Genomic DNA, 14,641 nt, shown 5'->3' with positions numbered 1-14,641 from the left:
CGACTGGTCAGATCGAACCGAAGCTCCGTTAAAATGCACGCGCGGGGCCGAACCTCGCGCGGTAGCAATGCTAGGCCGCCCTACCGACAGGTTTCCCGGGCCGCGAGCTCGGCTTGCTCGGTCGACCCACGTCCGCCACAAAGGGGCGGACACGCAACTCGCACGTCCCGACGGTAGCGTCCTCGAAATGGACGAGCACCTCATGGTCATCGACGACCAGTACACCGGCGCGGTCTCCCCGGGATCGGCGCCGCAGCGTCGTGTTCTGTCCGGTGGGACCATCACGAAAATTTCGGTAGGCCCGATGGACAACAACTCCTACCTGATCGTTTGTTCCTCGACCGGACATTCCCTGCTCATCGACGCAGCGAACGAGGCGTCACGTTTGTCCGAGCTCATCGACGACCACGCTCCGACGCTATCGCTCATCGTCACGACGCATCAGCACGCGGATCACTGGCAGGCACTCGAGGTCATCGCGGGGGGCACTGACTCGCCGACAGCGGCACACAGTCTCGACGCAGAACCATTGCCTGTCGTTCCGGATCTGCTGCTGAACGACGACGACACCATCGATGTGGGTGACCTCACACTGAAAGTGATTCACCTGCGTGGACACACTCCCGGGTCCATCGCGTTGGCACTCACCGACTCCGAATCCGGCACCACCCACTTGTTCACCGGGGATTCACTGTTCCCGGGAGGCGTCGGTAAGACGCCGAACCCCACTGACTTCAACCAGTTGCTCGACGACGTCACCGCGAAGCTTTTCGGCGACTACGGGGACACCACCGTCGTGTACCCCGGCCACGGCAAGGACACGACGCTCGGCGACGAGCGCCCGCACCTGGCCGAATGGCGCGACCGGGGTTGGTGAAACGCTCGCACGCTTGAAATACGTAACTGCCGGGTATGGCTACGCTGGAACGGCGCGCCGCTCGAAAATTCACGTGAGCGGCAGCGCTGAACAACGACGTTCACACAACGAACTACGCAGGAGGCTGTCAATGCTGGTCCGCCGTATCGCCCGTCCGCTGATGTCGACCATCTTCATCGCCGGGGGTATCGATGCACTCCGCAATCCGGCAGGGAAGGCAAAAGTTGCGACTCCGTTGATCGAACAGAGCCAGAGCGCCCTGCCGGACAGCGTCACCAGCAACGTACCGAGCGATCCTGAGACGCTCGTTCGTATCAACGGTGCAATTCAGGTCGGCGGAGGCATCCTGCTGGCCACCGGCAAAGCCCCGCGTGTTGCATCTTTGGCACTGGCCGGGAGCCTCGTTCCCACCACGCTTGCAGGCCACGCCTTTTGGAACGAGACCGATCCGGCCGCGAAGGCTGCCCAGCGGACTCAGTTCTTCAAGAACGTCAGCTTGCTCGGCGGACTTCTGATCGCCGCAGTCGACACCGAGGGCAAGCCGTCGCTCGCATGGCGTGGCCGTCGCGCAGCCCGTAAAGCGCAGGAATCCGTCGTCGCCGCCCTTCCAGGTTCCCACGACACAGCGGACACATTCGGGGCCGCGTCGGGTCGAATCAAGGAAATCGCCAGCGTTGCTGCATCGCGCAGTGCGGATCTCGCCGAGGCAGCGCAGCCGGTCGTCTCGAAATGGGCCGACGTTGCCGCCGAAAAGGGATCCGACTTCGCCGACGCTGCACAGCCCGTCGTCTCGCACTGGGCCGATGTCGCTGCCGAGAAGGGCTCGGAACTTGCAGACACCGCGCAGCCTGTACTTTCGCGTTGGGCACACAGGGCGGCCGATCGCGGCTCGGACTTGGCGGTAGTTGCCCAGAAACGCGGCTCCAAGTTCGCTGACGAAGCAGCCGACAGGGGACAGGAACTTGCCAAGGTCGCGCAGAAGCGCGGCTCCAAGCTCGCCGACGAAGCCCAGAAGCGCGGCTCCAAGCTCGCCGACGAAGCCCAGAAGCGCGGCACGCAGTGGGCGGACAAGGCCGCTGATCGTAGCTCCGAGTTGGCCGAACTCGCGCAGAATCGTGGATCAGTGTGGGCCGACACCGCTGCCGGGCGCGGTGCCGAGCTCGTCGAACTGGCTCAGGTCCGCGGCAGCACATGGTCAGACGTAGCAGCCAATCGGACCGAAGGCCTCGGCAAGCGCGCGCTCAAGCGTGCTGAGAAGCAGAGCCGTGAGTTCGACAAGGCCACCGAGAAGGCCCGCGCGAAGCTCGAGAAAAAGGTCGAGCAGGCGCGCAAGGACCTGGACAAGCGCGTCTCGAAGTACACGAAGTAGTCCCAGCTTTCTGTTCGAACACCTTGGGCCCCGCCCTGAACTGCGGTTCTGCGGCGGGGCCCCTTTTCGTCGTAGACTGCTTGGGCGAATTTCGCGCTACCGAAAACTCTCTGCCGAACTCCCGAGGAGACCCTTTGCCGGACGACGGCCAGACCATCGCTGACAGCACCGCGAGCGAGTCCAGCATGGCCCCCGACAAGGACCGCGAGCGATCCGACAAGGACCGCGAGCAGTCCTATGTATCGATGCTCTACAACCAGCTCGATGCGTTGCGGAACTATGCACAGAACCGACTGAGCACGGTGCTGCTGGAAACCGGCGGCACACCGCAGGCACGCAGCGAACGAGAATCGTTCAGCCAGCTCTATATCGACGACATCGCAAAGTACGACGCAGCCGAGAATGGGCTTTGCTTCGGCCGCATAGATCTACAGGTGGAGGCCGAGGACTCGCCGGTTCGCTATGTAGGCCGCGTCGGAATCCTCGACGAAGCCAACGATTACGACACCTTGCTGTTGGATTGGCGTGCACCCATGGCCCGCCCGTTCTACCTCGCGACGCCCGCCACTCCCGAGAACGTGTTGCGGCGTCGCCACATTCGCAGCCGCAGCCGTGGAGTGACGTCGTTGGCCGACGAATACCTGGACCTCGATGCTGCACGGGTAGCAGGGTTGGAATCGGACGCCACGGGTGTCGCAGGCGAGAGCGCACTGCTCTCTGCGCTCGATGCTGCTCGCACCGGGCAGATGAACGACATCGTGGAAACCATCCAGAGCGAGCAGGATGCGATCATTCGCTCCGAACACCGGAGCGTTCTGGTCGTGCAGGGCGGACCGGGAACCGGAAAAACTGCGGTAGCGCTCCACCGTGCCGCCTACCTGCTCTACACATACCGCCAGCAGCTCGCGAAGAGTGGCGTGCTGATCATCGGACCCAACGCGACGTTCCTCGACTACATCGGCCAGGTGCTGCCCTCGTTGGGCGAGACGGGAGTGCTGTTGTCGACGATCGGCAACTTGTACCCCGGGGTGCGGGCGACGGTGCAGGAGTCCGCGACCGCGGCACAAGTCAAGGGCTCCACGTCGATGGTCGAGGTGTTGGCCAAGGCGGTGCGCGACCGTCAAGAAGTACCGTCCGAACCAACGCGTCTTCGATTCGACACCTACGAAATAGTGCTCGACAGGAAGATCGTCACCCGGGCACGCGGACGTGCCCGATCGTCGCGGCGTCCGCACAACTTGGCCCGCCCATTGTTCGTGGCCTCCGCGATCGACGGTCTCACGCAGCAACTCGCGGATAAACTCGGTCAGAACCTCGTCGACGGCGGAAGCCTGCTCAGCCGAGACGATGTCGCGGACATGCGCGACGAAATGAAGGAAGACGCGGATGTGATGGCCGCGATCGACGAGCTGTGGCCCGATTTGTCGCCACAGCAGGTTCTCCTGGATCTACTCGCGTCTCCTGAGCGCATCGCCTCGGCCGCTCCCCTGCTTTCGGACGAAGAGCGTCGATCGTTGGTACGCGTGGGTCGCGGCTTCTCCTCGGCAGACGCGCCGCTGTTGGACGAACTCGCCGAACTGCTTGGCATCGACGAATCGGCCGAACGCGAGCAAGCCAACCGTCAGTGGCGCAACCAGATTGCCGATGCGCAGGGCGCCCTCGACATTCTGACCGGTTCCGCTCCCCAGGACCTCGAGGACGAACTCGACCCCGAAATCCTGATGGCGTACGACTTGATCGACGCGAGTCAGCTTGCCAGCAGGCAAGATTCAGGTGCGCGTCTCACCACGGCCGAACGCGCTGCCGGAGACCGCACCTGGACGTACGGTCACGTCATCGTCGACGAAGCCCAGGAACTGTCCGAGATGGCCTGGCGCATGGTGATGCGGCGCATACCGAACAGGTGGATGACTCTTGTCGGCGACGTCGCCCAGACGGGAGATCCGGCAGGTTCGACATCCTGGGGTGACGTTTTGGAACCGTATGTTGCACAACGCTGGAAGCGCACCGAGCTGACAGTCAACTACCGAACTCCATCGGAGATCATGACGGTCGCTCGCGACGTCCTTGCCGTCATCGATCCGGTACAGTCCGTCCCTCGCTCCGTTCGAGATTCGGGGAATATCCCTTGGGAGCAGCGCGTCACCGAGGACGCATTGGTGTCCACGGTGTCGGACCGACTCGCAGAGCACCCCCGGCCAGGCATCAGCGTGGTACTCGTTCCTGAGGGCTTGGTCGTCAGATTCGCGCATCTCGCGTCAGAAACGATTACCGTCTCGACGGTCAAGGAAGCCAAGGGTCTCGAGTTCGACTCGGTACTGATCGTGGAACCTGCCGATATCGTCGCGGAGTCACCACGCGGAATGGGTGACCTGTACGTGGCGCTGACTCGCGCGACACAGCGGCTGGGTGTCGTTCACGCAGCCGAACTTCCGGGGGAATTGTCGGGGCTGTCCCCGTTCGAGGACGTCGCTCGGTAACAGCAAAGTGGCCCGATGCCGCAGAGTGCGCGGTACCGGGCCACTTGATCAGCAGTTTTCGGTTGTTACCTGACGGTGTGGACGATCAGCACATCGCAGGTGGACTTGCGGGCGGCGTCGGACGGCACTGAACCTAGCAACCGGCCCGTGAGCGAGTTGAGGCCGCGGTTTCCAACCACGAGTAGGTCGCCCTTGACTTCGTCCACCAGCTGAAGCAACGACTCGACGGGAGCGCCGACGATCGCGCGCTCGTCGATGGTCTTGGCTCCGACCTTGGTGGCGTGTTCGCGCGCAGTGCGAAGAATGTCGTGGGTAGGTGCGGAACCGGTGATTTGGTACGCGTCCTCACGAAGGGTGTCGGCCGCCTGCGCGGTGTCCTTCGGGTCAGCCGGGTAGTAGGCACAGGCAATGACGAGAGTCGCGTCAGCGTCACCAGCCAGAGCGGCAGCCTTCTCTACGGCCCGCAAAGACGATTCGGACCCATCGGTTCCGACGACGACGGTGCGGTAGGCACTCATTCATTCCTCCAGTTGTAGGTGTTCTGTCACACATTCTTTGCGCCCCCGAGGAGACACGTTGTGGCCGGTCACAGGCGCTGCACAGCGGTCCCGATGATCGTTGCGATGACCCTATAGGTATCCGGCGGCGATGTTGCCAAGTTCGGCCACAACACGATCTCGCGGTCTCACATACATTGGTTCACATGCACATCCCCCGGCCGCGCCGGTTCTCGAAGACCGTTCTTGGTGCGGTTGTTCTGGTAGTCGTTATCGCCGTTGTCTCGATATTCTTCGTCGGGCGCTCCCCCGGCGCAGACGACGACATCACCGCGCTCGATACGACGATCACCGTACCGGAGAGCCCCGGTAGTTCGGAGGTTGTCGACCTCGACGCGCGCCTCTACGTTCCACAGTCGACTCCCGCTCCCGCCGTACTGCTCGCGCATGGATTCGGCGGAGACAAGTTCTCGGTGGAGGGCCAGGCCCGTTCGCTTGCCGCAGATGGTTACGTCGTGCTGACCTACAGCGCCCGAGGATTCGGCGCGAGTACCGGATCGATCTCGATCAACGATCCCGACGGAGAAGTCGCCGACGGTCGAGCGCTGATCGACTGGCTGTCCGCACGGCCCGAGGTCCAACTCGACGGAGCGAACGATCCACGAGTCGGCGTCGCAGGCGGTTCCTACGGCGGTGCACTGGCACTGAGCGTGGCCGGAACGGATCCGCGAGTCGACGCCGTAGCCGCGGCGATCACCTGGAACGACCTGGGGCAGGCACTTTTCCCCAACTACGCCTCCACGACGGACGATCAACGAGAGGAACTTGAGTCGGCGACGACTCCCGCCGGCTCGGTCTACGGCGGACCAGGCGTTCTCAAGCGCGGTTGGGCAGGTGTGTTCTTCGGCGCGGGAAGTGCGCCCACGGCCGACACCGACGCGGAAACACCTAACCCAGGGCCGTCGCAGGCAGGTTCAGGGTGTGGCCGCTTCGCGCCTGAGTTCTGCGCCGCTTACAGCCGATCTGCGGTGACGGGTGAGCCCACACCCGAACTGTTGAGTCTTCTCACAGCGCACTCCCCTGCGGCCGTGGCAGGCAACATCGCCGCACCGACCCTTCTCGTACAAGGCTTGCAGGACACCCTGTTCGGGCTCGATCAAGCCGACACGACCGCACGCCAGATCTCTGAAGCCGGAGGCGACGTGCAGATCCGCTGGTTCAGCGGCGGGCACGACGCGGGCGGCACGAACGCCGGCTCGGACAACGCGATCAAAAGTTTCCTCGATGCGAAACTGCGCCCCGCTACTTCAGCCCCGCTCGACTCGGAGCAACCGCCTTTCTCCTACACGGTTCAGGGCACCGCGGCAGAGCAGGAACGCACACGAAATCGGCGTATGACAGCTCCTGCCTACCCCGGCCTCACCGGTGACCCGGCATCGAACGAGCAGACCCGGACGATTCCGGTGGAGCTCCGACCCAGCACCGAGTCGTCAACGGGCTCACCGACCGAACAGACCATCATTCGCCCCCCTGGTGCGTCGCCGTCGGCGATCTCGTCGGTGCCCGGGCTCGGTTCGATTCTCTCGACACTGTCTGCGACAACGGCAGGTGCTCAACTCTCCGCTGACATTCCTGGGCAATCTGCCACCTTCACTGGTGACTCCCTGAGCGAGCCACTGACAATCACCGGATCTTCACGCGTGAATCTGCAGGTGGGAGCGTTCGCGCAGTCGCAGCAGGCCGTACTGTTCATCAAGCTCTACGACGTGGCGCCGGACGGCAAGAGAACGCTCCCTGGTGGTGCCGTCGCGCCCGTTCGTTTGCCAGATTCGGTCAACGCCGGTTCGATTCCGGTGACGGTGACGCTTCCGGGAATCAGTTACGTAGTCCCGCAAGGACACAAGATCGAGATCTCGGTATCCACCACCGATCAGGCATATGCAGTGCCGCTCGAGCCTGCGCAGTTCGTCGTTTCGCTGGCGGATCCGGTTCTGTCGGTCCCTTCGATCGACGGGGTCTCCAGCGGAACCAGCACGGTGCCGGTCGCACCACTCGTCGGCATCGGCGCCATCCTCGTAGCTATTGCCGGGCTCATCACTGTCAATGTGATCAGGTCACGTCGGAGGCTCGTTGCCGAGGTGGACGAGACCTTGGTCGACACCCCGCTCGTCATCACCGATCTCGCGAAGACGTACTCGAACGGATTCAAGGCAGTCGACGGCGTCAGCTTCGAAGTGCAGCAGGGGCAAGTCCTCGGATTGCTCGGACCGAACGGCGCAGGCAAGACCACCACCCTGCGCATGCTCATGGGACTGATCACCCCAACGGGCGGCGAGATCAGGGTGTTCGGACACAAGGTCACGCCCGGTTCCCCTATTTTGTCGAGGCTCGGATCATTCGTCGAGGGGTCCGGTTTTCTTCCACACCTCAGTGGGCGCGAAAACCTCCGGCTCTACTGGCAGGCCACAGGACGCCCGATCGACCACGCACACCTGGACGAGGCCCTAGAGATCGCCGATCTAGGAGCGGCAATCGAGCGCAAGGTCAAGTCCTACAGCCAGGGCATGAGGCAACGACTCGCGATTGCCCAGGCGATGTTGGGTCTACCGGATCTGATGGTTCTGGACGAACCGACCAACGGACTCGATCCACCCCAGATCAGAACAATGCGCGATGTCCTGATCAACTACGCGAAGACAGGACGTACCGTGCTCGTCTCGAGCCATTTGCTGGCAGAGGTCGAGCAGACGTGCACCCACGTCGTCGTCATGAATCGCGGTGCTGTGATCAGTTCTGACACCGTCCGCGAACTGACCGCCGCCGGCGGATTGACCGAGATTCGAGTCGACGACTCCACGTCGGCCGCGCCCGTACTGGTACGTCTCGGCCTTTCACCGACCATTGTCGACGAGACGACATTGCGTGTCGATCTCGGGACTACCGATCCGGCAGACGTCATCCGAGCACTGTTCGACGCGGGACTACAGGTGCGGGGGTTGTCGCAGTCCACGAGGCTGGAGGACGTGTTCCTCGAACTCGTGCACAACGACGCGCTCCCTGCACCGACCGAGACCGACAGCGGACAGGCCGACTCCGCCGAGTTCGTTCCGACGAAGGACAACCGATGAGTACGACGAACTCCGAGCCGACCGGGTCATTCCGCGGGCTCCACTCCAAGCCGACCGGGTCATTCCGCGGGCTCCACTCCGATGGACGGGCAGCCGGCTACAGCGCGGGCAAGACGCTTCCGTACCTGACCGAACTTCGTCGGCAGTTCGGTAGGCGACGAACGCAGTTTGCGGTCGGATTCCTGGCCCTGCTTCCGGTGATCCTGGCGATCGCCTTTGCCGTCGGTGGTTCCACGGCCGACTCGGACACCGGCGGTTTGATCGAACTCGGAACCCGCGGCGGGGTGAACTTCACCGTGTTCGCGCTGTTCATGTCCGTTGGCTTCCTGCTGATCGTCGTCGTCGCCTTGTTCTTCGGAGACTCGATCGCCAGCGAGGCATCGTGGTCGTCACTGCGATATCTTCTCGCGATACCGGTCCCCCGGACGCGACTGCTACTCCAGAAGGCTCTCGTGTCGGCAACGTTGTCACTTGCCGCCATCGTGGTACTCGTGTTGGTGTCCCTCGGCATCGGAACCGTGTTGTATGGCGCGGAGTCCCTCGTCACGCCGTTCGGCGATGGCTTGTCCTACATGGATGCAGTGGGCAGGCTCGTCATCGCGGTCGGCTACATCGCGGTGAATCTGTTGTGGGTCGCGGGCCTGGCACTGTTGCTCTCCGTCCTGACCGATGCACCACTGGGCGCCGTGGGCGGTGCCGTGATGACCTCGATCCTGATGCAGATACTCGACCAGATCACCGCCTTGGGATCACTGCGCAACTACCTACCGGGCCACTACGCGAACTCGTGGATCGACGCCCTTTCCCCGACCATTTCATGGAACGACATGGTGGTCGGATCGTTCTCAGCGCTCGCGTATGCCGCCGTCTTCGGGGTTGTGGCGTGGCAACGATTCTCGACGAAGGACATTACGAGCTGACCGTTACTGCTTCACCGCCGGGCCGAACACGCCGTCTGGGAACACGTTCTGCTCCAGCAGACTGGTCCGCCACGGCGTAGCGAGTTCGACGAGTCGCGCTGCGCCGTCTTCCCCCAGTGAGGCCCACGGCGCGAGGGCAAGGTCGTCGGTGATGTCCTCCACGAGCGTTCGGAGATCTTTGCCGTGCTCGGTCAATCCTCCATTTTCATCAAGAATTTCACGGTCGACGAGCGTGGACACGGCGTCGCTCCATTGTTCCGTGGACCAACCGCGACGCTTACGCGCAAACTCCTTCTCGAAACCGAGACCCGTGGCTGTGTGTGTGATCAGGGCCTGAATACCGTTGAGGTCCGCTGTCTGCAGAGCAGCGACGTGACCGTCACCTCGGTGTTCGCGGAGCAGTGTCAGCGAATGCCAGAACACCAGATGGGGAGCGGCCGGCCAATCGACCTCTGCGTACGCGGAATACAGCGGACGACCGTCTCCCCCCGGGATTGCCTGTGCTGCAATCGAGGCCAATTCTGCAGCTTCCGACATGTCTCGGGAGCCGAGAACATCGGGTCCGAGCAGACGCTCGTAAGCTTCGCCGACGGTGCGGTAGCGAATATCGATTATCTGTTGCGGCGACACGATCGACCACGCCTCCGGAATCAGCGGCTCGATCAGTTCTCGATTGAAGTTGTAGAACGTCGCTGCGACAACACCTGGGCCTACGACACCCAGCGGCGCGGCTCGACCGGCGAAGTACGGCGCTCGACCGCTCAAACCGGCTTCCACCAACGCATCCTGCGTTTCGGGGACGAAGTAGGAAAGCGAGTGCAGCAGTTCGAGTGCGCGTGCACTCCGGCCGGCGGTAGGTGCGTCCATACCTCAACCGTATCGAAGCTCTCCTACTTCAGTCCTGCCGCGTCCATTCCGCGAAGTTCCTTCTTCAGATCCTGAATTTCGTCGCGAAGGCGGCCCGCCAACTCGAACTGAAGTTCGCGAGCCGCATTCATCATCTGGTCGGTGAGGTTCTGAACCAACGCGGCCAACTCGGCCCGCGGCATCGCCTTGACGTCCTGTCCCTCGTAGACACCCGAGCTGACGGCTCGGCCCTTCTCGCCTTGCGCACGACGCCCACGGCTGGCGTTGCGGCCGGAGCCACCGATCTCCACAGACTCCGCGGTGTCTCCTGCCTCCTCGTACACCTGGTCCAGGATGTCAGCGATCTTCTTCCTCAGGGGCTGCGGGTCGACACCCTTTTCCTTGTTGTAGGCGACCTGCTTTTCGCGCCGACGCTCGGTCTCCTCGATGGCGTACTTCATCGAGTCGGTCATCTTGTCGGCGTACATGTGCACTTCACCGGACACGTTTCGCGCTGCACGACCAATGGTCTGGATCAGGCTGGTTCCGCTGCGCAGGAACCCTTCCTTGTCTGCGTCGAGGATTGCCACGAGCGACACCTCAGGGAGGTCGAGACCCTCCCTCAGCAAGTTGATGCCGATGAGGACGTCGTACTCGCCAAGCCTGAGCTGGCGCAGTAGTTCGACGCGGCGCAAAGTGTCGATGTCAGAGTGCAGGTATCGAACCCTGATGCCCAATTCCAACAGGTAGTCGGTGAGGTCCTCCGACATCTTCTTGGTGAGCGTGGTGACCAAGATGCGCTCGTTCTTCTCCGCGCGGGCGCGGATCTCGTGGACGAGATCGTCGATCTGACCTTTTGTCGGCTTCACGACCACGTGCGGATCGACGAGGCCAGTCGGGCGGATGACCTGCTCGACGAATTCGCCACCGGTCTGTCCCAGCTCGTATTTGCCCGGCGTCGCTGAGAGATACACGGTCTGCCCGACGCGCTGGGTAAACTCTTCCCAGGTGAGCGGACGGTTGTCGGTAGCCGACGGCAACCGGAAACCGAACTCGACGAGGTTTCTCTTGCGCGACATATCGCCCTCGTACATGGCACCGATCTGTGGAACCGTCACGTGGGATTCGTCGATGACGAGCAGGAAGTCTTCCGGAAAGTAGTCGATCAGCGTTGCAGGCGCTGTACCGGGCCCGCGCCCGTCGATATGCCGCGAGTAGTTCTCGATGCCGGAGCAGAAGCCGACCTGTTTGATCATCTCCAGGTCGTACTGCGTCCGCATCCTGAGCCGTTGTGCCTCGAGGAGCTTGCCCTTGTTCTCGAGTTCGGCGAGGCGATCCTCCAGCTCAGCCTCGATGTTCTTGACGGCAATCTCCATACGTTCCGGCCCTGCCACATAGTGTGTCGCCGGAAAGATGCGCACCGAGTCGACCTGGCGAACCGTGTCGCCGGTGAGGGGATGGAGGTAGTACAACGCTTCGATCTCGTCGCCGAAGAATTCGATACGGACCGCCAGTTCCTCGTACGAAGGAATGATCTCGACGGTATCCCCACGCACACGGAACGATCCGCGGGTGAATGCCATGTCGTTGCGTGTGTACTGCACGTCCACCAGGAGCCGGAGCAACCCGTCGCGAGGAACCTCCTCGCCGACCTTGAGTTCGATGGAGCGATCGACGTAGGACTGAGGTGTACCGAGCCCGTAGATGCAGGAGACGGACGCGACCACGACGACGTCTCGACGCGACAGCAGGTTTGCCGTCGCGGAGTGCCGCAAGCGCTCGACATCGTCGTTGACGGAGGAGTCCTTCTCGATGTAGGTGTCGGTCTGCGCTATGTACGCCTCGGGTTGGTAATAGTCGTAGTAGGAGACGAAGTACTCCACCGAGTTGTTCGGCAGCATGTCGCGAAGCTCGTTGGCGAGCTGGGCTGCAAGGGTCTTGTTGGGCGCCATCACGAGAGTCGGGCGTTGCAACTTCTCGATGAGCCACGCTGTGGTCGCCGATTTACCGGTACCGGTGGCGCCGAGCAGAACCACATCCTTCTCGTCGGCCCTGATGCGGCGTTCGAGCTCGGCAATGGCAGTCGGCTGGTCGCCCGCGGGCTTGTGGTCACTGATGACCTCGAACGCGCGCCCGGTCCTCTCGATCTCACCGACAGGCCTGTGCTCGGAGTGGGCCACCACGGGATGTTCGGATGCAAACGCCATGCTTCCAGGGTAGACGCGACCACCGACACGTTCGATTCGTGCGCGGCCAGGTAGCTTGATCACTCATGGACGACCCAGCCTCCGCGCCGCCCGTTCACATACATCCACCGAAGGTGGAGTACTTCGACGTCGCCCGATTGACCAACACCGATCCAAAAGGTTTCGTGCGTCCGGTCGACGAGTTCCGCATCGAGCCATGGGGTCTGTACATGGCAAGGCCGTCGGACCACATCCAGTTCGACTACCTGCAATCCTGGCTACTGCCGAGCCTGGGACTGCGGGCCTCGATCTTTCACTACATGCCGGGGCATGTGAGAGATCAGAACTACTACATCGACGTCGGCGAATTCGTCGACGGGGGTGACGTGTGGACGTCGGTCGATCACTACCTGGACATCGTCGTGCGGACGGGTCGGGGATTCGATTTCCTCGATGCCGACGAACTGCTGGAGGCACGGGTCGACGGACACCTCGACACTGCGACCGCCGAACTGGCGATGAACCGCTCGGTCGCGGCGATCGCAGGCATAGCCGCGTACAACCACGACCTGGACGCATGGTTGGCCTCGCTCGGGATGCCGACGTCGTGGCGGCCGAAAACAGCTCGCTAGATTCACCGCTTCGGCATGAATGGCGCATTCAAGCCGTCTAACTTTTGTTATGGACCATTCATGCTGACTGGGTCTTGCAGTCACAAAACCCGGCCGCAACCCTACGCCGAAGTGGACGCGCTCCAGCCTGTCTCCTCAGCCCATTCCCACGCGCGAACGTAGGCGCGGTCGAACCACGGCCCCTTGGCGTTCAGGTACGCCGTCATCGCACCCTCGTAGTCGGACACATCGACAGCGGCTGCCGCCGCGGCAGCAGCCCTCTTGATATCGAGATACTCGGCGACGACTCCAGGAGTCGACTGTAGCCAGTCTCTGAACAGGAGCGCGAATTGTTGGCCGGGCCAACCGTCGACCCTCAGGTGAATGTTCACAGGTCGAGCTGGATCGGCCCCGCCGTGAATCCGTTTGGCCCATACGGCAGGGTCGGCCTCTCCACCGATTCCGTACGCAGGCTTGGGATCGTCCGCCGTGATGTGCGCGAGTCGTGGAAACCCGATCTGCCGCAACGGTTCCGTCAGGGCATCTGCTGCATCGATGCTGGCAACAGTAATTTGAATATCGACGACATCCTTCGCGTCCAGCCCGGAAATCGCAGTCGAGCCGATGTGATCTATTCGCACAGCAACACTTCCGCATGCGAGTGCCAACCTCGCCATCAAACGAGCAGCCTGAGCAGGCCAAGTCGGGTCCGCAGAGACCAACCTCGGATGTGTACGCACGACCACCCCGTCCCTGATGTTCTGCTCGAAGGGCACGAGCCGGTCCGCCCACAGTGATCGAACAACATCGTCGAGATCGCCCGGAGCGCCGCTGTTGTCGATCCAAATGTCTGCAGCGTCCCTTCGCTGCTCGTCCGTTGCCTGCGCCGCAATGCGCGCACGCGCGTCGTTCTCCGGCATTCCTCGTTGACCGACGAGCCTCTCGATGCGTTCCTCGGCGTCGGCGTAGACCACCGCGACGAGTTGGAACAAGGCGCCCATCTTGCCTTCGACCAACAATGGAATGTCCTGGACGACCACAGCATCGCGGGGCGCGCCTTCGATCAGTTCCGCGGTGCGCCTACCCACCAGAGGGTGGACGATCGAATTCAGTTTCGCTCGGGACTCATCGTCACCGAATGCCTTGGCTGCCAATGCCGGACGGTTCAGTGCACCGTTCTCGTCCAGCACATCCTCACCGAATGCCTCCACCAACGCCGACAGACCTTGCGTTCCAGGCTCGACTACCTCACGCGCAATGACGTCCGCATCGACGAGCACTCCCCCAAGTTCGGACAGCGTTCTCGAGACCGTCGACTTGCCTGCTCCAATGCCTCCGGTGAGGCCCAGTCTCAACATCTCTCCAGTCTCTCATCGAACACGCCGAAGCACACCAGCCCCAAATACACCAGGTTTATCGTGTTGTCCGTTATCTTCGACGTGCGAGATAAGTATTTGCCGACCCACTGCTAGCGAAAAGGACCTTCGATGCGAAGCAATCAGATCCAACCGGGTCGGCACCGTCTCGGCATGGACTCGGGAGTTCACGTCATTTTAATTCCGGAGGTTGCCTTGGCGTTGGCCGTCCATCGGCGAAATTGGTTCACAAATCTGCTCAGCCCGGCTCGTCACAGCTTCGCTTCCATGCGTAAGCGGACGGAAGCCGTCGGTCAGTGGAGTCCCGCCGTCGCAGGTTGAGCCGCCCCGTCGAATACGACGATGGACCCG

At 62.5% G+C, this 14,641-nt stretch carries 11 protein-coding genes; 7 read left to right on the top strand and 4 right to left on the bottom strand.

All coding sequences use genetic code 11. The features are described from left to right. The first annotated feature begins 187 nt into the window (after positions 1–187). The 3 genes from QMK17_RS07575 (at position 188) to QMK17_RS07565 (ending at position 4,726) form a co-directional block, all read left to right on the top strand. A complete protein-coding gene (locus QMK17_RS07575; RefSeq protein ID WP_283507947.1) occupies positions 188–877 on the top strand; it encodes an MBL fold metallo-hydrolase in 690 nt (229 codons plus the stop codon). Positions 878–1,007: 130 nt separating this feature from the next. Continuing rightward, positions 1,008–2,246, top strand: coding sequence for a DoxX family protein (locus QMK17_RS07570; RefSeq protein ID WP_283507946.1), 1,239 nt, complete (start codon positions 1,008–1,010; stop codon positions 2,244–2,246). Positions 2,247–2,431: 185 nt separating this feature from the next. Next, positions 2,432–4,726 (top strand): HelD family protein, encoded by a 2,295-nt coding sequence (locus QMK17_RS07565; RefSeq protein ID WP_283508016.1) that lies wholly within the window; start codon positions 2,432–2,434, stop codon positions 4,724–4,726. A gap of 65 nt (positions 4,727–4,791) precedes the next feature. Here the strand turns inward: QMK17_RS07565 and QMK17_RS07560 are convergent, their stop codons facing one another. Further along, positions 4,792–5,244, bottom strand: coding sequence for a universal stress protein (locus tag QMK17_RS07560; protein ID WP_283507944.1), 453 nt, complete (start codon positions 5,242–5,244; stop codon positions 4,792–4,794). A gap of 185 nt (positions 5,245–5,429) precedes the next feature. On the opposite strand from QMK17_RS07560, the gene QMK17_RS07555 reads away from it, so the two are divergent. Then, positions 5,430–8,351 (top strand): alpha/beta fold hydrolase, encoded by a 2,922-nt coding sequence (locus QMK17_RS07555; protein WP_283507942.1) that lies wholly within the window; start codon positions 5,430–5,432, stop codon positions 8,349–8,351. Beyond that, a complete protein-coding gene (locus tag QMK17_RS07550) occupies positions 8,348–9,271 on the top strand; it encodes an ABC transporter permease (protein ID WP_283507941.1) in 924 nt (307 codons plus the stop codon). Before QMK17_RS07555 ends, QMK17_RS07550 begins: the two co-directional genes overlap by 4 nt. A gap of 3 nt (positions 9,272–9,274) precedes the next feature. Here QMK17_RS07550 and QMK17_RS07545 read toward each other — a convergent pair whose 3' ends face one another. Both QMK17_RS07545 and uvrB read right to left on the bottom strand, forming a co-directional pair. Further along, on the bottom strand, positions 9,275–10,138 hold the full coding sequence (locus QMK17_RS07545) for an SCO6745 family protein (RefSeq protein WP_283507939.1): 864 nt from the start codon (positions 10,136–10,138) through the stop codon (positions 9,275–9,277). 23 nt (positions 10,139–10,161) lie between these two features. Beyond that, complete coding sequence (uvrB, locus tag QMK17_RS07540; RefSeq protein ID WP_283507937.1) at positions 10,162–12,324, bottom strand: excinuclease ABC subunit UvrB; 2,163 nt, start codon at positions 12,322–12,324, stop codon at positions 10,162–10,164. A gap of 98 nt (positions 12,325–12,422) precedes the next feature. Here uvrB and QMK17_RS07535 point away from each other — a divergent pair, with 98 nt between their 5' ends. Next, the gene (locus QMK17_RS07535; protein ID WP_283508014.1) at positions 12,423–12,935 is read left to right on the top strand and encodes a DUF402 domain-containing protein; all 513 of its coding nucleotides are present in this window, start codon (positions 12,423–12,425) and stop codon (positions 12,933–12,935) included. A gap of 101 nt (positions 12,936–13,036) precedes the next feature. Here the strand turns inward: QMK17_RS07535 and coaE are convergent, their stop codons facing one another. Then, on the bottom strand, positions 13,037–14,272 hold the full coding sequence (coaE, locus tag QMK17_RS07530; protein ID WP_283507935.1) for a dephospho-CoA kinase: 1,236 nt from the start codon (positions 14,270–14,272) through the stop codon (positions 13,037–13,039). Positions 14,273–14,401: 129 nt separating this feature from the next. Between coaE and QMK17_RS07525 the strand changes: the two genes are divergently transcribed. After that, positions 14,402–14,611 carry a hypothetical protein gene (locus tag QMK17_RS07525; RefSeq protein WP_283507933.1) on the top strand — a complete coding sequence of 70 codons (210 nt, stop codon included), beginning with the start codon at positions 14,402–14,404 and terminating at the stop codon, positions 14,609–14,611. Positions 14,612–14,641 lie beyond the last annotated feature (30 nt).

This window comes from Rhodococcus sp. G-MC3, from assembly GCF_030063335.1.
Classification (GTDB): Bacteria; Actinomycetota; Actinomycetes; order Mycobacteriales; family Mycobacteriaceae; genus Rhodococcoides.
Note: the sequence above shows the minus strand (reverse complement) of the source record. Positions and strands in the feature narration are given on the sequence as shown.